Annotated in this window: 23 protein-coding genes; 18 read left to right on the top strand and 5 right to left on the bottom strand. The window is 68.9% G+C overall.

All coding sequences use genetic code 11. The features are described from left to right. Positions 1–71 precede the first annotated feature (71 nt). Complete coding sequence (gene recN, locus AC3A3G_RS02410; RefSeq protein ID WP_487487448.1) at positions 72–1,769, top strand: DNA repair protein RecN; 1,698 nt, start codon at positions 72–74, stop codon at positions 1,767–1,769. A gap of 182 nt (positions 1,770–1,951) precedes the next feature. On the opposite strand, the gene AC3A3G_RS02405 is transcribed toward recN, so the two are convergent. The 4 genes from AC3A3G_RS02405 to AC3A3G_RS02390 form a co-directional block, all read right to left on the bottom strand. Next, positions 1,952–2,872, bottom strand: coding sequence for a cobalamin biosynthesis protein CbiG (locus AC3A3G_RS02405; RefSeq protein WP_487487447.1), 921 nt, complete (start codon positions 2,870–2,872; stop codon positions 1,952–1,954). Positions 2,873–2,947: 75 nt separating this feature from the next. Further along, the gene (locus AC3A3G_RS02400) at positions 2,948–3,490 is read right to left on the bottom strand and encodes a hypothetical protein (RefSeq protein WP_200168834.1); all 543 of its coding nucleotides are present in this window, start codon (positions 3,488–3,490) and stop codon (positions 2,948–2,950) included. Between the two features lie 3 nt (positions 3,491–3,493). Further along, positions 3,494–4,279: an exodeoxyribonuclease III gene (gene xth / locus AC3A3G_RS02395; RefSeq protein ID WP_200168833.1), complete on the bottom strand. Its 786-nt coding sequence runs from the start codon at positions 4,277–4,279 to the stop codon at positions 3,494–3,496. Between the two features lie 108 nt (positions 4,280–4,387). Next, on the bottom strand, positions 4,388–5,314 hold the full coding sequence (locus AC3A3G_RS02390) for a hypothetical protein (protein WP_487487446.1): 927 nt from the start codon (positions 5,312–5,314) through the stop codon (positions 4,388–4,390). Between the two features lie 114 nt (positions 5,315–5,428). Between AC3A3G_RS02390 and AC3A3G_RS02385 the strand changes: the two genes are divergently transcribed. From AC3A3G_RS02385 to AC3A3G_RS02360, 6 genes are all read left to right on the top strand, one after another. After that, entirely contained in the window at positions 5,429–6,502 is a 1,074-nt protein-coding gene (locus AC3A3G_RS02385; RefSeq protein ID WP_487487445.1) for an MBL fold metallo-hydrolase, read from the top strand. Beyond that, the gene (locus tag AC3A3G_RS02380; protein WP_368923975.1) at positions 6,499–7,272 is read left to right on the top strand and encodes an enoyl-CoA hydratase; all 774 of its coding nucleotides are present in this window, start codon (positions 6,499–6,501) and stop codon (positions 7,270–7,272) included. Before AC3A3G_RS02385 ends, AC3A3G_RS02380 begins: the two co-directional genes overlap by 4 nt. Before the next feature lie 63 nt (positions 7,273–7,335). Then, positions 7,336–7,848, top strand: a complete 513-nt coding sequence (locus AC3A3G_RS02375; protein ID WP_368923973.1) for a GNAT family N-acetyltransferase — start codon at positions 7,336–7,338, stop codon at positions 7,846–7,848. A gap of 48 nt (positions 7,849–7,896) precedes the next feature. Then, complete coding sequence (locus AC3A3G_RS02370) at positions 7,897–8,457, top strand: DUF1285 domain-containing protein (protein WP_368923971.1); 561 nt, start codon at positions 7,897–7,899, stop codon at positions 8,455–8,457. Continuing rightward, positions 8,454–9,128 carry an NUDIX hydrolase gene (locus tag AC3A3G_RS02365; RefSeq protein ID WP_200168828.1) on the top strand — a complete coding sequence of 225 codons (675 nt, stop codon included), beginning with the start codon at positions 8,454–8,456 and terminating at the stop codon, positions 9,126–9,128. Before AC3A3G_RS02370 ends, AC3A3G_RS02365 begins: the two co-directional genes overlap by 4 nt. Continuing rightward, positions 9,125–10,333, top strand: a complete 1,209-nt coding sequence (locus AC3A3G_RS02360; RefSeq protein ID WP_487487444.1) for a CCA tRNA nucleotidyltransferase — start codon at positions 9,125–9,127, stop codon at positions 10,331–10,333. The genes AC3A3G_RS02365 and AC3A3G_RS02360 overlap by 4 nt, the downstream gene beginning before the upstream one ends. Here AC3A3G_RS02360 and AC3A3G_RS02355 read toward each other — a convergent pair. Next, positions 10,314–11,261: an endonuclease/exonuclease/phosphatase family protein gene (locus tag AC3A3G_RS02355; protein WP_487487443.1), complete on the bottom strand. Its 948-nt coding sequence runs from the start codon at positions 11,259–11,261 to the stop codon at positions 10,314–10,316. The genes AC3A3G_RS02360 and AC3A3G_RS02355 overlap by 20 nt on opposite strands. A gap of 224 nt (positions 11,262–11,485) precedes the next feature. On the opposite strand from AC3A3G_RS02355, the gene AC3A3G_RS02350 reads away from it, so the two are divergent. From AC3A3G_RS02350 to AC3A3G_RS02300, 11 genes are all read left to right on the top strand, one after another. After that, positions 11,486–12,973 (top strand): DUF2793 domain-containing protein, encoded by a 1,488-nt coding sequence (locus tag AC3A3G_RS02350; protein WP_487487442.1) that lies wholly within the window; start codon positions 11,486–11,488, stop codon positions 12,971–12,973. A gap of 4 nt (positions 12,974–12,977) precedes the next feature. Beyond that, on the top strand, positions 12,978–13,178 hold the full coding sequence (locus AC3A3G_RS02345) for a hypothetical protein (RefSeq protein ID WP_200168788.1): 201 nt from the start codon (positions 12,978–12,980) through the stop codon (positions 13,176–13,178). Then, positions 13,175–13,441: a hypothetical protein gene (locus AC3A3G_RS02340; RefSeq protein ID WP_487487441.1), complete on the top strand. Its 267-nt coding sequence runs from the start codon at positions 13,175–13,177 to the stop codon at positions 13,439–13,441. The genes AC3A3G_RS02345 and AC3A3G_RS02340 overlap by 4 nt, the downstream gene beginning before the upstream one ends. Continuing rightward, positions 13,438–13,821, top strand: a complete 384-nt coding sequence (locus tag AC3A3G_RS02335; protein ID WP_368923959.1) for a M15 family metallopeptidase — start codon at positions 13,438–13,440, stop codon at positions 13,819–13,821. The genes AC3A3G_RS02340 and AC3A3G_RS02335 overlap by 4 nt, the downstream gene beginning before the upstream one ends. Further along, complete coding sequence (locus tag AC3A3G_RS02330; RefSeq protein WP_487487440.1) at positions 13,818–14,297, top strand: hypothetical protein; 480 nt, start codon at positions 13,818–13,820, stop codon at positions 14,295–14,297. Before AC3A3G_RS02335 ends, AC3A3G_RS02330 begins: the two co-directional genes overlap by 4 nt. Before the next feature lie 348 nt (positions 14,298–14,645). Beyond that, positions 14,646–15,452 (top strand): flagellin, encoded by an 807-nt coding sequence (locus AC3A3G_RS02325; RefSeq protein ID WP_125899723.1) that lies wholly within the window; start codon positions 14,646–14,648, stop codon positions 15,450–15,452. Between the two features lie 111 nt (positions 15,453–15,563). Then, on the top strand, positions 15,564–16,367 hold the full coding sequence (locus AC3A3G_RS02320; RefSeq protein WP_200216580.1) for a flagellin: 804 nt from the start codon (positions 15,564–15,566) through the stop codon (positions 16,365–16,367). A gap of 90 nt (positions 16,368–16,457) precedes the next feature. Further along, positions 16,458–16,739 (top strand): flagellar protein FlaG, encoded by a 282-nt coding sequence (locus AC3A3G_RS02315; protein ID WP_487487439.1) that lies wholly within the window; start codon positions 16,458–16,460, stop codon positions 16,737–16,739. Positions 16,740–16,876: 137 nt separating this feature from the next. After that, positions 16,877–17,818 (top strand): flagellin N-terminal helical domain-containing protein, encoded by a 942-nt coding sequence (locus tag AC3A3G_RS02310; protein WP_200168792.1) that lies wholly within the window; start codon positions 16,877–16,879, stop codon positions 17,816–17,818. Between the two features lie 246 nt (positions 17,819–18,064). Beyond that, positions 18,065–20,782, top strand: a complete 2,718-nt coding sequence (locus AC3A3G_RS02305) for an NHL repeat-containing protein (RefSeq protein ID WP_487487438.1) — start codon at positions 18,065–18,067, stop codon at positions 20,780–20,782. A gap of 82 nt (positions 20,783–20,864) precedes the next feature. Then, positions 20,865–21,533 (top strand): hypothetical protein, encoded by a 669-nt coding sequence (locus AC3A3G_RS02300; RefSeq protein WP_368923952.1) that lies wholly within the window; start codon positions 20,865–20,867, stop codon positions 21,531–21,533. The last annotated feature ends 7 nt before the right edge of the window (positions 21,534–21,540 follow it).

Raw genomic sequence — 21,540 nt, 5'->3', positions numbered from 1 at the left:
GCGTGATTAAGGCGCTGCGTTCCTGTTCTGTTTCCGGCTAGGATGCGGCGAAACATCGAATCAGATCGCCCATGCTGACCACCCTCTCGATCCGCGACGTCGTCCTCGTCGACGCCCTTGACCTGGAGGTCGAGGACGGTCTGACCGTGCTGACCGGCGAGACGGGGGCGGGCAAGTCCATCATCCTCGACGCGCTGGGCCTGGCGCTGGGTGCGCGCTCAGACGCGGGGCTGGTGCGCAACGGGGCCAAGCAGGCGTCGGCCACGGCCGTTTTCACGGCGCCGGATGATGAGGCTCTGATCGCCTTGCTGTCCGAACGCGGGTTCGAGGTCGCGCCGGGCGAGGAGCTGATCCTGCGCCGGGTGGTGTCGGCCGACGGCCGCAGCCGCGCCTATGTCAACGACCAGCCCGCCGGGGTGACGGCCCTGCGCGAGATCGGCGCCCTGCTGGTCGAGGTGCACGGCCAGCATGAAACCGTCGGCCTGCTGGACTGGAAGACGCACCGGGCGCTGCTGGACAACTACGGCGGACTGCAACCGCAACTGGCGGGCGTGGCCGGGGCGGCCGAGCGTCTGAAAGCGGCGCAGGCCCATCTGGATGATCTGGAGGCGTCGGCCGCCGAGGCGGCAGCCAAGGCTGAGGAAATCGCGCAGAATCTGGCCGACCTTGACGCCCTTGATCCCAAGCCGGACGAAGAGACGGAACTGGCGGGCGAACGCGCCATCCTCGGCGCGGCGGAGAAGGCGGTGGCCGATCTGGCCGATGCGCGCAATCTGCTGGGCGGGGACAAGCTGAGCCAGCGTCTGGCCTCGGCACTGCGCGCGGTCGAACACGCGCGCCAGCGGGCGGTGCAGGCGGGCGCTGAGGGCGACAACCCCATCATCGTCAAACTGGCCTCGGCCGCCGAGGCGGTGGACCGCGCCCTTGTCGAGGCGACCGAAGCCGTGGCCTGTGTCGACGCTGCGGCGGACGCCTTCGATTTCGAGCCGGGCCGTCTGGACAAGGCGGAGGAGCGGCTGTTCGCCCTGCGCGCCGCCGCCCGCAAGCTGAACACCACGGTTGAGGCCCTGCCGGCGCTGCGCGTGCGTCTGCGCGAGCAGCTTCGCCTGATCGAGGACGGCGAGGAAGCCCTGACCAAGGCCCGTCGCGACGTCGCCGTGGCGATGGAGGCCTATGACGTGGCCGCCCTGCTGCTGACCTCGGCGCGCGAGGCGGCAGGGGACCGGCTGGTCGCCGCCGTCATGGACGAGCTTGGCCCGTTGAAGTTGGAGCGCGCCCGCTTCCGCGTGACGCTGGAGCCGATCGAGGGGCGTCGCGGCCCGCTGGGCGTCGAGACGGTGCGGTTCGAGGTGGCGACCAATGCCGGGACCGCCTTCGGTCCGCTGGACACGGTGGCGTCGGGCGGCGAGCTGGCGCGTTTCGCGCTGGCGATGAAGGCGGCGCTGGCCAGCCGCGAGGACCAACGCCAGCCGGTCATGATCTTCGACGAGGTGGACCAGGGCGTCGGCGGCGCCGTGGCCGAGGCCGTCGGCGGGCGCCTGCAACGCCTGTCGCGCGGGGCGCAGGTGCTGGTCGTGACCCACAGCCCGCAGGTCGCCGCGCGCGGGGACGCCCACTGGAAGGTCCGCAAGGCCGATGTCGAGGGCCATACGCGCACCTCCATCGACGTGTTGGAGACAGGGCCGCGTCAGGAAGAGATCGCGCGGATGCTGTCGGGGGCCGAGATCACCGATGAAGCGCGCGCGGCGGCGCGGGTGTTGATCGGCTAGGGTCTTCCTTCTCCCCTTGAGGGAGAAGGTGGCAGGCGGTGCCTGACGGATGAGGGGTGTCGACTCCGTCTTCTTGAAATTCGATCAGCGGGCGTCAGTACGGGTTTCACAACCGATGCGCTGACACACCTCATCCGAGCGCCTCCGGCGCCCACCTTCTCCCTCAAGGGGAGAAGGAAGGCTTAGACCCCCAGGATCCAGCCTTCTTCACCCTCGACCTGAGCGATCAGGGCTTCGTCCGCGCTGGCGGGCGGGGCGAAGGCTTTCTGCAGGTCGCCGGCGTCGTCCATGCGGGCGAAGGCTTCGGCGGCGGCGCGGACCTGGGCCTGGGTCTTGTATTCCTTGACGCCTTCGGCGTTCACGCCGCGCTTGGCCTCGAACATCAGGGGCCAGACTTCGACGACGACGGCCGACAGGGGCTCGATGTCGGCCTCGGTCAGTTCGCGCCAGCCGGTGCCGAAGGGCCAGACGGCCGCGGAGGCGCCCAGCGTGTCCAGCAGGCGGCGCAGCATGGGCACGCCGACCAGCGTCAGGCCGCCGATCGCGCCCGCGCCGTGCATCTGCCAGACGCTCTTGGGCGGCAGCTTGTCCTTGCGCGCGGCCATTTCGGTGGCGCGAAATTCGGGGATGTCGGCGCCGGCGCCTTCGGGCGGCTTGGTCGTGGTCAACCAGCGCTGGGCCTGGCTGGCGGGCGTGCCCCAGAAGGGCCAGGGCTCGTCCGTCATCAGGCGGTTCATCTTGGCCGCGACCTGATAGCGGTTGTTCGAATTGTCGGCCTTGTCGACGATGTTGGCGGCCAGGAACTTGCCCATGGCGTCCCACGGGCGGCCGTCCAGCTTCAGTCGCGCGGCGGTCCCGGCCGGAAAGCCGAAGTCGAAGTCGAAGCCCACCAGGACGCGGTCGCCGCGCTTGCGGTGTTCGGCCAGCAGGTCGGCGATCAGCTTTTCGCCCTCGGCGCGCGTGGCGACGTTGTGCGTCTCGGCATAGAGGCGGAAGCGCACGTCGCGCTTTGCGACGCCGACCCACAGGGTCTGCTCGCCCAGCTTCTTGCCCTCGGCGGCGGTCCAGTTGGCGATGATGTAGGCGTCGAAAAGGCGGGCCACGGGGGCTCCTGAAGAAAGAAGCGAAGAACAGGAACGGGGGCTTCTAGCCGCCCTGACTCAAGCCGTGAAGGGCGATCAGCGTTGCATCAGGGCTTCGACGTGCGACAACCAGCGGCGCCCCAGCCGCAGACCCTCGCCGGGAGAGCGGGTTCCGGTCGCCGTCTCGGCCTCGGAGGCGGGGGCGGTGCGCGATCCGCTCCACAGGGCCAGCTCGAACTCGGCGTTGTGCGGGTCGCTGAAGATCAACCGCATCACGACCAGTTCGGCGTCGGGCGCATCGAGGTCGATTTCCTTGCGATGCTGGCCGCGCAGGACGCGGGCGACCACATGGCCGTCGACGATGATCTCGGCGCCCAGCACTTCCTCGAAGGCGTAGACCAGCCCCATCGCGCCGCGATTCCACAGGACCGCCAGCTGGCCGCCTTCCAGATCCAGCCCGGCCGCGCGGCCTTCATGGGCGGACAGGGCCAGGGTGTCGGCCGGGGCGCCCAGCGCCTTCTTCATCGCCCGTCGCAGTCGCCGCTCGGACTCCATCCACCAGGAAAACAGCAGGACGCCGGTGGTCAGGAAGGCGGCGATCAGGGCGATCAGCAGAATGGCCCTGAACGTCTCGCCCATGGATCAGGCCTCCAGATCCAGATCGACCACGACGGGGACGTGATCGCTGGGCTTTTCCATGTCGCGGGCCTCGCGGTGCGTCTCGATGGCGCGGAAGCGGTCGGCGGCCTGGGGCGACAGCAGGGCGAAGTCGATGCGGATGCCGTGGTTCCTCTGCCAGGCGCCTGCCTGATAGTCCCAGAAGGTGAAGGTTCCTGCGGGCTCGCGGCCCAGTTCGTGGGAATCGGCCAGGCCCAGCCATTTCAGCGCGCGGAAGGCCTCGCGGCTTTCAGGCTGGAACAGGGCGTCTTCGGTCCAGGCGGCGGGGTTCTTGGCGTCCTCGGCTTCGGGGATGACGTTGTAGTCGCCGCACAGGGCCAAAGGCTCTTCCAGCGCCAGCAGCTCGCGCGCGTGGTTCTGAAGCCGCTCGAACCAGGCCAGCTTGTAGGTGAACTTCTCGGTGCCGATGGGATTGCCGTTGGGCAGGTAGATGGAGGCGACGCGGATCGGCCGGGGCGCCTCGATCAGGGCCTCGATGTAGCGGGCCTGTTCGTCCGCATCATCGCCGGGCAAGCCGCGCCGCACGTCCGACAGCGGAAATTTCGACAGCAGGGCGACGCCGTTGTAGCTCTTCTGGCCGTGGGTCTCGACGTTGTAGCCCAGATCTTCGAAGGCCTCGCGCGGGAACTTCTCGTCCACGCACTTGATCTCCTGGAAGCAGGCGACATCGGGATTGGCGGCCTGAATCCACTCCAGCACCGTAGGCAGGCGGGCGTTGACCGAGTTCACGTTCCAGGTGGCGATGCGCATGGGACGCAAGGCTAAGGTGAGCCGCTTCGTTCGGGAAGAGGGGCGGGCAAAACAAAGACGCCGCCGGATCGCTCCGGCGGCGTCTGAACCGTCAGGCTGGGCCGAGGATCAGCTGTTCGGCGCGGCGGCCGGAGGCGTGGTCGTCAGCTTGCAGCCGCCGCCGATCTGCGAGGCCGTGGCGCAGGGATAGATCTGTTGCACAACGTTTTCGGCGTTCAGGCGCGCAATGACGCCCTCGGCGCCGCTGCAGGCGGCTTCATAGAAGGCGCCGTTGGCGTTGCGGCCCATGTAGCGGGCTTGCGACACGTCGCACGAGGCGGCGTCCGAACCAGCGAGCAGGGCCTTTACGGTGGCGGCCTGTTCTTGCTGAGTGGTGAAGCGGCAGGTTGAGCCGGCCGAGGCCAGTTCCAGGCAGTCCGCGACTTCCCAGCCGTTGGCGCCCTTGTTGATCTGGGCGCCGTCCACGCCGGCGCAGCCAATTTCATAGACGACGGCGCCGCCCGGCTTGGCGCCGATGATGCCGCCCTGATCGACGGTGCAGGCGATGCCGGCTTCGGTAGCGAAGGCGGTGAAGACGGCCATGGCGTTGTCGTTGGCCGGCAGGGCGCACTGCGAGCCGACGTCGGCTTCCGGGTTGCGGGCGCGAGCCTGTTCAGCGGAGAACGCCAGCACCAGGCAATCGGTCGCTTGCGGCGGGGTCGAGGTCAGCAGCAGGTAGCCGGGGCCGGTCGCGCAGGATACTTCGTATAGCGACTCCTTGGCGGCTGACTGACCTAACAGCTTGGCTTCGGTGATGCTGCAGCTGGTGTTGGTGGCGGTCAGAACAGCTTGGGCGCCGGCTTGGACTTCTTCAGCACTGGGTGGCTGGGGGGCACGGGGTTGGCGTTCGCGATTCCGGGAGGTGCGGCTCTGCGCTTCAGTGACTTGAGGGCCGTCCGGATTCTGAGCGGAACGCTGGGCAAAGGCGGGCGAGGTCAGGCCCGAAAAGAGAACCGTCGCGGTCATGGCGACGAGGAAACGAGCATTACGAGACACGGGGGCGCTCCAAATGAACCAAGGTGATTATCCCTGACGACCGTACGGCTTCGGGTCAAGAATGGACGCGGCTGGGAATCCATCTTACAACCATAGTTGCAATTGGAGACGGACTTGTCTGACGGCGACACTCTTGCAGGAAGCCGCGTGGAGCGCGGGTTGACCTACCCCTTTGCGGCGGTTCCCGTGACGGGTGAGGCGGTTTCGGTTGCGCCCGGCGTGCTGTGGCTGCGTCTGCCGCTGCCGATGGCCCTTGATCATATCAATCTCTACGCCATTGAGGATCACGGGGGCTGGACGGTTATCGACGCCGGGCTGGCGACGAAGGTTTCGCGGACGGGGTGGGACCAGGCTCTGGCAGGGGCCTTTGGCGGCCGCCCGATCACGCGCGTCGTCTGCACCCATATGCACCCTGATCACATCGGTCTGGCGGGCTGGCTGTGCGAGCGGTTCGACGCGCCCTTGCTGATGTCGCGCACCGAATATGTGACGGCGCGGATGTTGATCGGCGACGAAGCCCTGGGGCCGCCGGCGGGGGCCGAGGCCTTCTATCGTGCGGCGGGCTGGTCGGACGCGCAGATCACGCACTGGCGCGCCGGTTATGGCGGCTTCAGCCGCATGGTTCAGGATTTCCCGCGCGATTATCGTCGGCTGCAGGAAGACGATGTCCTGAGCATCGGCGGAGACGACTGGCGCGTGGTCATCGGCGAGGGACACAGTCCAGAACACGTCTGTCTGTGGCGCGAGAAGGACGGCGTCTTCATTGCGGGCGATCAGATCCTGCCGCGAATTTCCTCCAACATCTCGATCTGGCCGACGGAGCCGCAGGCCGATCCGCTGGGCGATTGGTTGCGGTCGCTGGCGGCGCTGAAGGAACGCCTGCCGTGCGATTTGCTGGTACTGCCGTCGCACGGGGAGCCGTTCCACGGCGTAACACTGCGGCTGGAGGCGTTGATGCGCGGGCATGAGGTGGCGCTGAAGCGCCTGGAGAAGACGCTGCGGACGCCGTGCCGCGCCGTGGATGTGTTCGGCGCCCTGTTCGCCCGCCCGGTGGGCGACGCCGTGCTGGGCATGGCGACCGGCGAGGCGCTGGCGCATCTGAACTATCTTGAACGCCAGGGACGGGTCCGCCGCGCGCGGGACGAGGACGGCGTCGACTGGTGGAGCCTTTTGGAGACAGGCCAATGAGCGAACATATTCGGACCCAACTGGACGGCGGCGTCCTGACGGTCGTCTTCGACCGCGCGGACAAGAAAAACGCCATCACCCAGGCCATGTACACGGCCCTGGCCGACGCGACCGAGAAGGCGAAGGCGGACGACGCCGTGCGCGTCATCCTGTTTCGCAGCGAGGGGGATTCCTTCTCGGCGGGCAATGATATCGCCGACTTCATCGCCCTGGGTCAGACGCAGGGCGATCTGGTCGAGATGGGGGTGTTCCGTTTCCTGAAGGCCTTGGCCGACCTGGACAAGCCCGCCGTCGCGGCTGTGCGTGGCCGGGCGGTGGGTATCGGCCTGACGCTGCTGTTGCACTGCGACATGGTGGTGGTGGCCGAGGACGCCCTGCTGTCCGTGCCCTTCGTCAACCTGGCCCTGGCCCCGGAGGCTGCGTCTTCGCTGCTGCTGGGCGCCAATATCGGCCATCAGCGCGCCTTTGAACTGTTCGCCCTGGGAGAGGCGATCGACGGCAGGACGGCGCTGGCCTGGGGCCTGGCCAACCGCGCGGTTCCGGCCGAGCAGGTCGAGGCGACGGCGGCCGACCTGGCGGCCAAGCTGGCGGCGCGTGCGCCCAACTCCATCCGCAAGACCAAGGCGTTGATGCGCAACGCGGAGCTGTTGTGGACGGTGATGCAGCGCGAGGCCGAGGCCTTTGGTTCGCAGATGCGCAGCCCCGAGGCGATGGAGGCCTTCATGGCCTTCAGCCAGAAGCGGGCGCCGGACTTCTCCAAGCAGGGCTGATTTCCCGCCGTTTCGCCGAAAATCGCGATTGATTCGAGGGGCGCGGGGGACTAGGGGCCGCGCATGAACGCCGCGCCTGCTTCCGCCCCTGAAAACGACCCGCAGATCGCGGGGGCGATCACGCGTGAGACGACGGCGGATGCGACCGCCGTCGACGCCCTGGTCATCGCCGCCTTCGGTCCCGGCCGTTTCGCCAAGACGGCCGAGCGTCTGCGCGAGCGCGCGCCGCTGGCGGCCGGGTTCTGCCTGCATGAAGACGGCCGTCTGATCGGTTCGGTGCGGCTGTGGTCGATCCTGACGGGCGAGGCGCGTTCGGTCTTTCTGGGGCCGATCGCCGTGGACAAGGCCAGCCGCAGCACCGGGCTGGGCGGCGAACTGGTGCGGGCCTGCATCGCAGAGGCGAAGGCCCTGGGGCTGGACGGCGTCCTGCTGGTCGGTGATCCGCCTTATTTCTCGCGTTTCGGATTCGTGCCTGCGCCCGACGCCGTGCTGCCGGGGCCGGTGGATCAGCGGCGAGTGATGTGGCTGCCCTTCACCGCAGCGGCGCCGGTCGGAGCGGTTCGACCCGACGCCTGAGCCGGGCGCAGCCTTCCTTTGCGAGGCGACCCATCCCATAGTTCGGATATGACAAACCCACCGACATCCTCGGGTCTGACAGGCGTGGCCGAGGCTGCCCGTCAGGCGCCGGGGCGTGGCCTGCCGCCGGTGCATCTGTGGCATCCGGAACATTGCGGCGAGATCGACATCCTGATCCGCGCCGATGGCGTGTGGATGCATGAGGGCTCGCCCATCGGTCGGGCTGAACTGGTGCGGCTGTTCTCGACGGTGCTGAGGAAAGACCCGGACGGCTATCATCTGGTCACGCCAGTCGAGAAGCTGAAGATCGCGGTCGAAGACCTGCCGTTCCGCGCCGTGGCCGTGCGCAAAGAGGGTGAGGCGCTGGTATTCACCACGGATCAGGGCGACGAGGCCGCCGCAGGCCCCGACCACGCCATCGTCGTCGAGACGGACGCGAGGACCGGCGAGCCTGCGCCGCGTGTCCATGTGCGGGGCGACCTGTGGGCGCGGATCGCGCGGCCGGTCTTCTATGAACTGGTCGAACGGGCGCAGGAGGCGGACGGGCGCTTGGCCGTGCGGTCGGGCGGGATGACGTTTCCGCTGGGGCCGGAAGGGGCGGGCCTGTGACGTGCAACAGCTTGAAGGCGCGTCTTCAGGCGCGGCTGGACCCGGTGTCCGACTGGTCGCCCGAGCGTGTGGCGGTGCGGTCCGACTATGACCTGAACCCCGATTTCAGTCGCCCGAAGGTCAAGCTGAGGCCCGCGGCGGTGCTGATCCCCATCATCGCGCGTGACGATGGTCCCAGCGTGCTGCTGACCCGGCGATCCGACAGTCTGGCCAGCCATACGGGGCAGATCGCCTTTGCGGGCGGGCGGCTCGATCCCGGCGAGACGGCGCTGGACGCGGCCCTGCGCGAGGCGTGGGAGGAGATCGCGCTGGACCCTGCCGTGGTCGAGCCTGTGGGGCTGGGCGATCCCTATGAGACGGGCACCGGCTTTCTGGTGACGCCGGTGGTGGGCTGGCTGACGGCGCCACCGGTCGTCACCGCCTCGCCCGCCGAGGTGGCCGAGGTGTTCGAGGCGCCGTGGGACTTCCTGATGGACCCGGTGAACCATCGACGCGACTATTATGATCAGGAGAACGGGCCGCGCCGCTGGTTCTGGGCCATGCCCTATCGCGAGCGCTACATCTGGGGCGCGACGGCGGGCATTCTGAAGGGGCTGTTCAACCGCCTCTATGGCGAAGAGGCTGCGCCGCATCAGGCCGCCGAGGCCGATGCGACCGAGAGCGTCGAATGAGTCGTGTCCTTGGGGGCCAGGACTGGCTGACCGCGAGCGCTACCCGCGCGGTGATGGCGGCGCTGGCGGCGGCGGGCGGGGCGGATTGCGCCCGCTTCGTCGGCGGCTGCGTGCGCAACGCCGTGCTGGGCGCGCCGATCGACGACGTGGACATCGCCACCGTGCTGACGCCCGAGGCGGTGGTGAAGGCGTTGAAGGCGGCGGGCCTGAAGAGCGTGCCGACCGGCATGGAGCACGGCACGGTGACGGCCATATCGGAGCGCCAGCCGTTCGAGATCACCACCCTGCGCCGGGACGTCTCGACCGACGGGCGCCGCGCCACGGTGGCCTTCACCGACGACTGGGCGGAGGATGCGGCGCGGCGGGATTTCCGCCTGAACGCCCTCTATGCCGATGCGGACGGGCTGATCCTCGACCCGACCGGCGCGGGGTATGAGGACGCTCTGGCTGGACGGATCGTCTTCGTCGGTGAGCCGGAGCAGCGCATCCGCGAGGACTATCTGCGCATCCTGCGCTTCTATCGCTTTTTCGCCTGGTATGGGCGCGGCGCGCCGGATGCGGCGGCGGTGGAAGCCTGCGCGGCTCTGGCGGATGGCGTGGGGCAACTTTCGGCCGAGCGGGTGTCGAAGGAGCTTCTAAAGCTGCTGACCGCGCCCGATCCGCGCGCGGCGGTGCGGCTGATGGATCATGCGGGCGTGCTGTGTCGGGTGATGCCGCAACCGGAAAGCCTGAGGTTGTTCGAGGCGATGGTTGAGGTCAGCATGGACCCGGTGCTGCGTCTGTCGGCCCTGTTGCCGCATGATGCGGAAGCCGTGCGTGCGGCGGCGCTGAAGCTGCGACTGTCGAACGCCCAGAGGGACCGGCTGGTCGAGGCGGTCGCCGAACGGATCGACCCGGCGATGAGCGAGGCCGAGACGCGCGCCGTCATCTGGCGCGCCGGGCGTCAGGCGGTGGAGGATCAGCTTTATCGCGCCTGGGCTTCGGGCGCGGACGCCGGGGCGGTGCGGCGTCTGTTGGCGCTGGCGGCGGACTGGACGCCGCCGAAGCTGCCGGTGGGGGGCAAGGATCTGGCGCGGCTGGGCCTGTCTCCGGGGCCGGAGACGGGGCGGTTGCTCAAGGCTTTCGAGCAGAGCTGGATCGCCGACGACTTCCCCGACCACGGACATGAGGCGCGGCTGAAGGCCCTTATGGCTCGGCCCGACTGAGGCGCACGATCACCGGGCGGTGGTCCGAGCCTGTCTTCTGGCCCAGCCGTCGTTCGACCAAGGCCAGATCGGGCGAGCGCCAGACGTGGTCGATGGTGATGCCGAGGAAGGCGGGCAGGGCCGAAGGCCAGGTGCCCGGCCGGGCGGGAGCGGGGATCAGGCCGGTTTGGGCCTTGATCTGACGACCGATGCGGCCGCTGGAGACGGTATTGAAATCGCCCGCCACGACGACTGGGCCTTCCAGCCCGGCGCGCAGTCCGGCCAGCCGCTGCGCCTGACTGATCTGGCCGTAGGGATGCTGGAAGGGCCAGGGCCGCGTCATGTGGACGGCGATCAGGCTGATCGGTCCCAGTGGCGTCTCGGCCTGGGCGACCAGGGCGGCCAGGCCCTGACCGTCGACGTCGCGCACACGACGTAGGGGCAGACGCGAGGCGATCACTGAGCGCGCGGCGCCGCTGGGCCGCTCCTTGCGCGGCGTGCTGACCCGGTGGGGATAGGCGGCCAGGATGGCGTCCAGTTGCGCGGCGGGGGCGTCGCCCAGTTCGATCAGCATGACCACATCGGCGTCGGCCTGTTCGATGGAGCGGGCGATGGCCGCCACGTCCTCGTTCCGCGCCCACAGGTTGGCGGAATAGACACTCAGGGTGTCCGGCCTGGCCGGGCGGCCCCGATCCGGCGCCCACTGCGGCCAGACGGCCAGAAGCAGCAGCCCCGCCACGCCTGCGCCCAGCGCCGCCATGTCCCACAGCCGGAACAGCAGGAAGAGGCCGCACAGCACGACGGTCGCAACCAGGGCGGGCGCTGTGAACTGGGTCAGCAGATCGGGCAGGCGGTGGCCGATGCGGCTGAGCGCCGAGACGGCGACGAGGCCGGGCGGCGCCAGCAGGGCCAGGGCGGCCAGCCGCATCAGGGCCTGGGTCAGGGTCATGCAGCGACCTTTGAAGAGAGCGTGTGGGCCCCCCGGTTAGCGCGTCGGCGCAGCGCCTGTCGAGCGGGCGTCATGCGTGCAAATGCGCGGGCGGGGCGCGTGTCGATAGCGCGTCCGACGCGACCAATCCCAGAAAATTCCCGGCTTTGGCGCTGTGTGAAGCGGATCGGCGCGCCGGGGCTCGGCGCCTAACCAGACTGCGGTCTCAACCTTTGGAGACCGCCATGAGCGATGACGCCAGCGCGCGACTGGGCCTGCCTTATCTGGCGGCCGGACAGCTGCAGAAACACGTGACCCTGAACGAGGCCCTGACCCGTCTGGACGCTCTGATCCAGACGGCGGTGGTCAGCCGCACGGTCAGCGATCAGCCCGCCGATCCGGCCGAAGGCGCGCTCTACATCCTGCCGGAGGCGGCGACGGGCGCGGACTGGGCGACGCATCCGGCAGGCCGTCTGCTGCGGCATGAGCGGGGCGGCTGGCTGCCGGTTCCGGCGCCGGACGGTCTGCTGGCCGTGGTGCTGGACAGCGAGGAGATCCTGGTCCGCCGCGCAGGCGTCTGGACGCCCCTGTCCTTCGGCCTGCCGCAGGAGATCCAGCAGATCACCCGCCTGGGCGTGAACGCCACGGCGGACGCGACGAACGTGGTCGCCGTGCGGGCGAATAAGGCCCTGTGGACCGCGCTGGAAAGCGAGAGCGGCGGCGACGGCGATCTGCGCTTCACCTTCAACAAGCAGACGGCGGGCGACGTCCTTTCCCTGCTGTTCCAGAGCGGCTGGGGCGGGCGGGCCGAGCTGGGTCTGGTCGGGGACGACGACCTGCGGCTGAAGGTCAGCCCCGACGGCGGCGCCTGGCGCGAGGTGCTGATGGCCGACCGTCACACGGGCCGGGCCTGGTTCGCCAAAGGCGCGACGCGGCGCGAGACGACGACCCTGACGACGGGCGGCGCCTGGTCTCCGCCTGAATGGGCGCGGTGGGTCGAGGCGGTCTGCGTCGGCGGCGGCGGAGGCGGCGGCGCCGGTCTGGCCGGTACGGCGGGAACCGTCCGCCACGGCGGTGGAGGCGGGGGCGCGGGCGGGGTGATGAGCGCCCTTTGGCCTGCCGAGGCCCTCGGCGTCGGGCTGACGGTCGTCGTCGGCGCGGGCGGCGGCGGCGGTCCCGGCTCGGGCGCAGCGGGCGCGTCGGGGGCGGACAGCCGCATCGCCCTGGACGGCTTGACGCTGCTGACCGGCGAGGGCGGGCGCGGCGGGGCGGGGGGCTCTGCGGCGTCCGGGCTCGGCGGGGCGGGCGGCGGGGGCCTGCCTTCATCAAACGCGGGCGGCGCATCCGCCGCCACGCTTGCGGGCGGCGGCGGACAGTCGGGCGCCCGCCCAGACGGCGCGGGCGGCGGCGGGGCCGGGGGCGGGCTCAGCGCGGCTGACGTCGCCCAGTCCGGCGGAGCGGGCGGTGATGGCGGCATTCTGTCCGTGAAGGCGCTTGGCGGCGCGGCCGGTTCAGGCGTCGGCGCGACGGGGCAGGGCGCGCCTGTCGGCGGCCTGCACTGGGCGGGCGGCGGCGGCTCCGGCGGCGGCGCGCAGGCCTCTGGCGCGGGAAGCGCGGGCGGCGACGGCGGTCTCTATGGCGCAGGCGGCGGCGGCGGCGGGGCCGGCGTCACCGTGGCGGGCGTCGGCGGGGCGGGCGCGGCCGGCGTAGTCCTGCTGACGGCGATCGGGTGATCCGATGACACGACGCCTGCACCGCATCTTTGAGGCCGTGGAGCCTTGGGAAGACGCCGCGTCCGCTCTGTCGGCACTACCGGAACTGCCGGACCAGGAGATCTGGTCCGCGCCTGACCGCCTCAGCGCCGACGACTGTTTCGACCACCTGGGCTCCGACTGGCGAGGGCCGATCCGTCCACATGATCCAGAGGATGAGCAATGATGTCAGAACATCACGACAAGCCCGCCCCCGCTGAAATGGCCGAAGGCCGCTGGCTGTGGCGCCGCCTCTATGTCTATGGCGCCAGTCTGGCGCTGTGGCTGCTGTTGCGCCTGGCCGTGAACCGGGCCGAGGCTGCGGACCTGCCGCGCATCGCCGAGGGGCTGATGGGGCTGATCGCCCTGATGCTGCTGCTCTATCTGGTGGCGCCCAGCGCCCAGCAGATCGTCAACATGATGCGCCTGCGCGTGGGCGGTCGGCCATGAGCTTTCGTCTGTCGCAACGCTCGCACGAGCGGCTGAAGGGCGTTCATCCCGATCTGGTCGCCGTGGTCGAGGCGGCGATCCGCCTGACGCCGGTGGACTTCATGATCACGGAGGGATTGCGCACGCCCGCGCGCCAGGCGGAACTGGTCCGCGCGGGGGCCAGCCGGACGCTGAACTCGCGCCACCTAACGGGGCATGCGGTGGATGTCGCCGCCTGGGTCGATGGCGGCGTGCGCTGGGACTGGCCGCTGTATCCGCGCATCGCCGAGGCGTTCAAGGCGGCGGCGAAGGATCGGGATGTGGCTCTGATCTGGGGCGGCGACTGGCCGCGCCTGCGCGACGGACCGCATTTCGAACTGGATCGGAGGGCCTACCCATGAGCGCGCGATTTCTGCGCGCGCTGACGCCTCTGGGGTGGCTGGTTGTGGCGGCTCTGGCGCTGGGTCTGATGCTGCTGATCGGCAAGGGAGCGGGGCTGAGCTGGGATCCGCTCGGCCTGGAGGCCCGGCGTCATGCCGAGACTGAGCGCCGCGCCGACCGGGCCGAACAGGACGCGGCCGCCCGCACGATCGAAGCGGAAGGGCGGGGGCGTCAGGTCGATCGCCTCCGCGATTTTCACGAACAGAGCCGGGCTGTCGATCGCGCGACGATCACGGCCGAACAGAAGGCGAGGAGCGCCGATGACGCCGACACACCCCTGGATGACGCTGTCGCTCGGCGTCTTGATGATCATGACCGCGAGCTGTGCCGTCTTTCGCCCCGTCTCGGCGGTTGCACCGCCTCGGCTGATGCTGCCGCCGGAAGCCGAGGCGCGGTGCGGCCTGGCGCGGTTGCCGCCCCAGGCGACGGCGGCTGATTTGGAGGCCGCCTATGTCCGGCGCGGCGCTCAGATCGCGGCCTGCGACGCGGCGCGACAGCTGGCGGTGGACACGCTGAGGGACGAACGCGCCCTTATCGACGTCTGGATGGAGTGCGTAGGGCGGCAAAAAATGCCTGCCAACTCGGTAAAAAATGCCGCCCATCGGTGCTGAGGGGAAGGAAGTGCCGAGTGTCCCGCAGGTCGAGATGGTTTGTTTTCAATGAGATACATGAGGCGGGGCGTCGGTGCGGCCTGGCCCGCGGCTTGCTGCGTAGGCGTCCGAGCAGAATGCTCCCGGCAGCCAAAATGGCGTCGGACATCGTCTGAAGACAAAGGACAGCCAAAATGGCTAACAGCATCAACACCAATGCTGGCGCTCTCATCGCCCTGCAAAACCTGAACGCGACGAATCGTGACCTGAACGTCGCGCAAAACCGCGTGAACACGGGTCTGAAGGTCTCCACGGCCAAGGACAACGGCGCCATCTTCGCCATCGCCACCGCACAGCGCGCCGAAATGGGCGCTCTGGACTCGGTGAAGCAGTCGATTCAGCGCGGTCAGTCGATCGTCGACGTGGCCCTGGCCGCCGGCGAGACCATCACCAAGGCCTTGGAAGAACAGAAGAGCCTGGCGGTCGCCATCGCTTCGTCGACCGGCGCGGCTCAAACGGCTTACTTGGCTGACTACAACGCCCTGGGTGGTGAAATCACCAAGGCCCTGGCCGGCGCGACCTTCGACGGCGTGAACCTGTTCTCCAACACCACGCAGCAGTCGGTTCTGACCAGCACCTCGGGCGCGACCCAGAACATCGGCACGGGCGCGGCGATCACGGTCGCCACCACGGCTACCCTGTCGGCTCCGGCGGACGCCACGGCCGCTCAGGCTGCGATCACGGCCGTCGACACCGCCATCAGCGGCTTCACCGCCGAACTCGGCAAGCTGGGCACCCAGTCGAAGTCGATGGAGCGTCAACTGACCTTCGTCAGCAAGATGCAGGACTCGCTTGAAGTCGGCATCGGCAACCTGGTCGACGCCGACCTGGCCAAGGAAAGCGCCCGCCTGACGGCTCTGCAGACCAAGCAGCAACTGGGCGTGCAGGCGCTGTCGATCGCGAACCAGTCCAGCTCGATCCTGCTGGGCCTGTTCCGCTAACACTGAAGGCGGCGGTTGAGGCCGCCGCCTGACCACCTCTCGCTACCGAGCAGAATGCTCACCGACGCCAAAACGGCGTCGGCCATCGTCTGAAGACAAAGGACAGCCAAAATGGCTAACAGCATCAACACCAATGCGGGCGCTCTCATCGCCCTGCAAAACCTGAACGCGACGAACCGCGACCTCAACGTCACGCAGAACCGCGTCAACACCGGCCTGAAGGTCTCCACGGCCAAGGACAACGGCGCCATCTTCGCCATCGCCACGTCGCAGCGCGCCGAAATGGGCGCTCTGGACTCGGTGAAGCAGTCGATCCAGCGCGGTCAGTCGATCGTCGATGTGGCCCTGGCCGCCGGCGAGATCGTCACCAAGGCTCTGGAAGAACAGAAGGGCCTGGCGGTCGCCATCGCTTCGTCGACCGGCGCAGCTCAAACGGCCTACCTGGCTGACTTCAACGCCCTGGGCAATGAAATCACCAAGGCCCTGGGCGGCGCGAGCTTCGACGGCGTGAACCTGTTCAAGGCCAACGCTGCGGCTGTCGACGTCCGCACCGGCACCGGCGCGGCCGACACCTTTACTGTGAAGGCGATCGCCGCGACGGATACCGCCGTCGCCACCGCCGGCGGCGCGGCGACCGTGGCTACCGCCACGACCGCTGCGGTCGAGGGCGCCATCACTGCGTTCACCGCCGTGCTGGGCGACCTTGGCACCAAGTCCAAGTCCATGGATCGTCAGCTAACCTTCGTCAGCAAGATGCAGGACTCGCTTGAAGTCGGCATCGGCAACCTGGTGGACGCCGACCTGGCCAAGGAAAGCGCCCGCCTGACGGCTCTGCAGACCAAGCAGCAGCTGGGCGTGCAGGCGCTGTCGATCGCGAACCAGTCCAGCTCGATCCTGCTGGGCCTGTTCCGCTAATCCGACGCGGTTAAGGAAGGGGCGGGCCGCTGGCTCGCCCCTTTCTCGTATCGTTGAGACGGGAGGCGCGGCAGGTCCGCGCAGAGGGATATGGCTGACAATGTCGCAGGCGTTTCCAGCGTAACCTATCTGGACCGCGAGCCGCAGGGCGTCGTGGTCGAGCCGAAAGCCGCTGCTCAGGCGTCTCAGGGCGCAGCCGATGACGCGGGCCGTTACCGACTGACGATCGAGCGCGAGTCGACGGGCTATGTCTACAAGACCCTGGATCGAGTGACCGGCGAGGTGATCCGCCAGTTCCCGCGCGAGGAAGTGCTGAAACTGTGCCAAAGCCCGGCCTACGACGTCGGGAAGATCATCAAGACCGAGGCCTGACCAGCCGCGCGTCCGAACCATGAAACGCCTCTCGGCATGGCCGGGCGGCGTTAATAGGCGTTGCGATGGCGTTAACCATACGCTCAGGAATCAGCGTCACTAATGCTCGCCAGAATCGGACTGAGGCGAGAACAGCCATGAGCAACAGCGTAATCACCAATGCGTCGGCGCTTGTCGCGCTTCAGAACCTGAACGCCACCAACTCCAAGCTGGCGGCGACCCAGAGCCGGGTGAACACGGGCCTGAAGGTGCAGGGCGCGCGCGACAACGCCGCCACCTGGGCCGTCGCCCAGAACCAGCGCGCCGACATGAATGCGCTGGAATCGGTCAAAACCAGCCTGAACCGCGCCACCTCCATCGCCGATGTCGCCCTGGCCGCCGGTCAGCAGATCTCCGACATTCTGGTGGAGCTGCGCCAGAAGGCCACGGCGGCGGCTGATCCGTCCGCTTCCGACGCGACCCGCAAGGCCTACAACGACGAGTTCCAGTCGCTGCTGAAGTCGCTGCAGTCGTTCGCGGACAACGCCGCCTTCGACGGCGAGAATATTTTGAACGGCAAGGTGGGCGGCACGCGACCCGCCACGCCTGCGGGTCTGACGCCGCTGAACTTCCTGGCCAATGCTGATGCGTCCGAGACGATCACCATGAACCGCCAGGACATGACGCTGGAGGGGCTTGGCCTGAATAACGTTTTCGGCGGCACCCCCGGCAATAACGGCCCGGATGGGGTTCCTGGGGGCGGGGACGATGTGGCGGCGGTGCCCGGAACGGCTGCGCCCAGCCTGCTGACGGAAGCGAATGCGACTGAGGTGCTGGCCGCCGTCGAGACCGCGCTGGCGACGGCCAACTCCAGGCTGGCTGAACTGGGCGCACAGTCCAAGCAGATCGAGAAGCACACCCAGTTCGTCACCAAGCTGATGGACTCGCTGGAGGTCGGCGTCGGCAACCTGGTCGATGCGGACATGGCCCGTGAAAGCGCGCGACTGCAGGCCCTGCAGGTTCAGCAGCAACTGGGCGCTCAGGCGCTGTCGATCGCCAACCAGGCGCCGCAGATCATCCTGTCGCTGTTCAAGGGCTGATCGCGGCCTTAGCCCAGCCGCCGGTGCGCACCGTGTCCTAGCGACAGGGGAGGCGGCCGACGGCGGGTCGGTCGGGGGATCAGGCCATAGAGGCTCATCAGCCTCATCAATATCCAGCGCACGCGTGACATGGGTGGTCTCACCTCGGCTGTGGCGAGGCGAAAACGACGCCGTCGGGCGCCGGTTCCTGGCGACGGTTAAACAGTTCGTTACCGCAGTGAGCGATGCTGACGGGCGGAGGTTTGCGTGGCGGCGATCAACAACAGCTATCTGCTCGGTCTTTTCGGCGCGGGGACGGATCTCGGCGGCCTGCCTTCGGCTGCGCCTGCGCCAAAGCCCAAGACGCAGCCGACCGCGCCCTGGACCCTGACTCCCAAGGAAAAGCCGAGCCAATCGGACCTGCTGCGCTCGGCGCTGAGCGGGCGCAAACTCGTCAACGAAGAGAATGCGGTCCTTGACGTCAAAGGGGCCTCGTCCGGCGACTATCGCAAGATCTTCGCCATGTATCAGGGGCTGACCATGCTGGAAGCCCTGACGACGCGGGCGGGCGAGCGGGGCGTGGGCAGGCTGGAGGCGGACCAGTTGTCGCGCCGTTTCGCCTCGGGCGTGGCCGAGATGACGGACTTCCTGGCCTCGGCCCAGTTCGACGGCGTGCGTATCGTGCAGGGCGTTTCGGCCTCGCAGAGCCAGTCCACGGCGGCCGTCGCACGCGACAATTCCAAATATCTGACCGGCCCGATCCATGACGGCGCCCTGACCGACCCGGTCGCGGCCTTTCAGGGCGACGTGCGCTTCGGCGTCACGGTGAAGACCCTGACGGGAACCCAGACGGTCAACATCGACCTGGCCGAGATGGGGACGACGCCGCGCACCATGGATGCGGTGCTGGAGCACATCAACGGCAAGCTGGAAGCGGCGGGCGTGCAGACCCGCATCCACCGCCAGATGATCGAGGCCGAGCCGCGAACCGTGAAGGCGGGCGACAAGACCATCACCCTGCCGGCCGGGCCGACGCGCTGGGGGCTGACGGTCAGCGGAACCTCGGCGGAGACGATCAGCTTCGTTCCCGCAGAGGCGCGCGATTCGATCCAGGTGGTGCAGGGCGTCGGGACCAAGGGCGGTCACGAAGTGCTGAAGTTCGACCCGGACGGCAATCCGGTCGCCGGCGCGGGCGGCGAGAGTTTCTGGGTCGAGGGCCGCAGCGGCGTCTCCACCCTGCCGGACGGCGTCGAGACGGTGCGCGCCAGCGCCGCGGGGCCCGACGGCTCCATGTGGATCGTGGCCGATGTCAACGCCGGCTCCTCGACGCAGCCGATCAAGGGCCAGGCCGACGTCGTTCTGATGAAGCTGGATTCGGCGGGCAATGTGGTGGTCAGCCGGGCTCTGGGCGCGGCCTCTAAGGCCAGCGGCTACGCCATCGCCGTGGATGCGGACGGACGGGTGGCGGTGGCCGGCTCAGTGGTCGGCGCCTTGGTTCCTGGCGAGGCCGGAGCCTCGGCCACCACGGCGGACAGCTTCGTCACCGTCTTCGACGCCGAGGGCCGTGAGCAGTGGACCCAGAGGCGCGGCGCCAGGGCCGAGGATGAGGCGACGGCGGTCTCCTTCGGAGCGGACGGCCGGGTCTATGTGGCGGGGCGCGCCAAGTCGGCCATGCCGGGAACCTCGGCGGTGGGCGGCTGGGACGGCTACGTCCAGGCCTTCAGCGAAAGCCAGATCCACAGCCTGGCGCCGATCAAGGCGACGGCGACCGGCGCGGCCCAGTTCGGCACGGCGGGGGACGACAATGTCCAGGCCATGACCGTCGACGGCGACGATCTCTATACGGCGGGCGTCGAGAACGGCGCCTTCGTGCTGCGTCACTTCCGCGTCGGCCCGACGGGCGCGCCTGAACTCTTGAGCGTGCGCGACCTGGGCGCGTCCTCGGGCGGCGAGATCGCCGGTCTGGCGGTGGCGGATGGGCGGCTGATCGTGTCGGGCGCGACGGGCAACGGCGCCCTCAATGCGCGTCAGGCGGTCAACGCGCATGCGGGGGGGCAGGACGCCTTCGTCGCCACCCTGTCCACGGACCTGGCCGCCTCGGGCGCGGATCGGCTGACCTATTACGGCGGCGAGGGCGACGACACGGCCGCCGACGTCAAGGTGCATGACGGCAAGGTCTGGCTGACCGGCGTTTCGGACCGCCCTCTGGGCGCCAAGAAGGATGATCCCACGCGCGGTTATCTGGCGCGGCTGGACGCTCAGACCGGCCAGGTGGAATGGAGCCAGACCTGGACGGCGGCCGAGGGGCAGGCCAAGCCGCTGGCCCTGACGGTTTCCTCCGGCGGCGCCAGCGTTCTGGATCGCCTGGGGCTGCCGCAGGGCGAGATCGACCAGAGCGATTCCAAGGCCCTGGTGGACGCCACCGCCGTGCGCGCCGGCGATCGCTTCTATGTGCAGAACCCCGCGACCGGGCGGCAGACGGCTGTGACCATCGAGGCCAAGGACACGCTGCAGTCCCTGGCGCGCAAGATCGAACTGGCCTCGGGCCGCCATCTCAAGGTTACGATCAAGACGGACCGGGACTATCTGACGGGCATGGACGGCGACACGCGCGTGACCAGCGGCGGCGTCCAGCGTCTGTCGATCACCAGCGCTGACGGGCGGGCCGGGGCCGTGCTGATCCCTGGTGAAGGGGGACGCGACGCTCTGGCGGGGCTGGGCTTGACGCCCGGTTTCATCGGCAAGTCGGCGGACGACAAGAAGAAGACCTTCGGCGTCGACCTGTCGCCGCTGCTCAATCTGTCCAGCGCCGAGGCCATCGCCAAGTCAAAGGATCAGGTGCAACTGGCGATCAAGGCCATGCGCGACGCCTATCGCGCCCTGTCGCCCGAAGCGTCCAAGCCGCCGGTCACGGGACAGGCGCCGGCCTATCTGCAAGCTCAGCTGGCCAACTATCAGGCCGCCCTGGCGCGACTCACAGGCTAAGCCGGGATGAAAGGCGCTTTCGGTTGACGGCCGTAGGGCGGACGAGGTTAGTGGGGGCCTCCTTTGGCGCTTTGAGAGCTGCATGGCCCTTTCGAAAGATAATCGCATTGTCCTGATCGTCGGCGCCGGCCTGGCCGTCGTCGGCGCGGTGGCGGCCGCCCTGGTCTTCAGCGGCGGGCGCGACGGACCTGTCGAGGCGCCGCCGGCGTCCAAGGGGGGGCTGACCATCGACGTCGCCGAGGCCCCGACCTTGGAGCCGACGCGAGAGCTGCGTTGCTTCGTCAACGGACAGTTCGTCGGCCTGGCCACCCTGGCCGATTGCGCCCAGAAGAACGGCGTGGCCACCAGCGCCCTGGACGTCGGCCTGGACGCCTCCGGTTCCCTTGTCGCCGCTCCAACCGCGTCCTTTGCTCCGCCGCCTGAACTGCCTGCGGCCCCGATGGTCGAGCTCGCTCCCGCCGGTCAGCCTGGAACGGTTGAAGACACGCGCCCTGCGCCGGCGTTGTCAGGCTCGGCCTGTCTGCGCCACACCGGCTCGGAATGGCGTCAGATTTCGGGCAACATGAGCCTGGCCGCCTGCGTGCAGGCCCTCTATTCCGGTACCTGCGTTTCACCGGGTGAGGCGCGTTATGGCCGTTGGGGCGACTCCACCCTGCGCTTGGTGCCGCGTCGCGTCGAGCAGTCGACGGACAACAACCGCTTCCGCACGCTGGCCCAGCAGGATCGCCAATGTCAGTTCCCGGAGTTGTGAGCATGAC

The sequence above is a fragment of the Brevundimonas sp. Soil_N_31 genome (genome assembly GCF_057655995.1).
The sequence above is the reverse complement of the archived record's forward strand: the minus strand, read 5'-3'. Positions and strand labels throughout refer to the sequence as shown.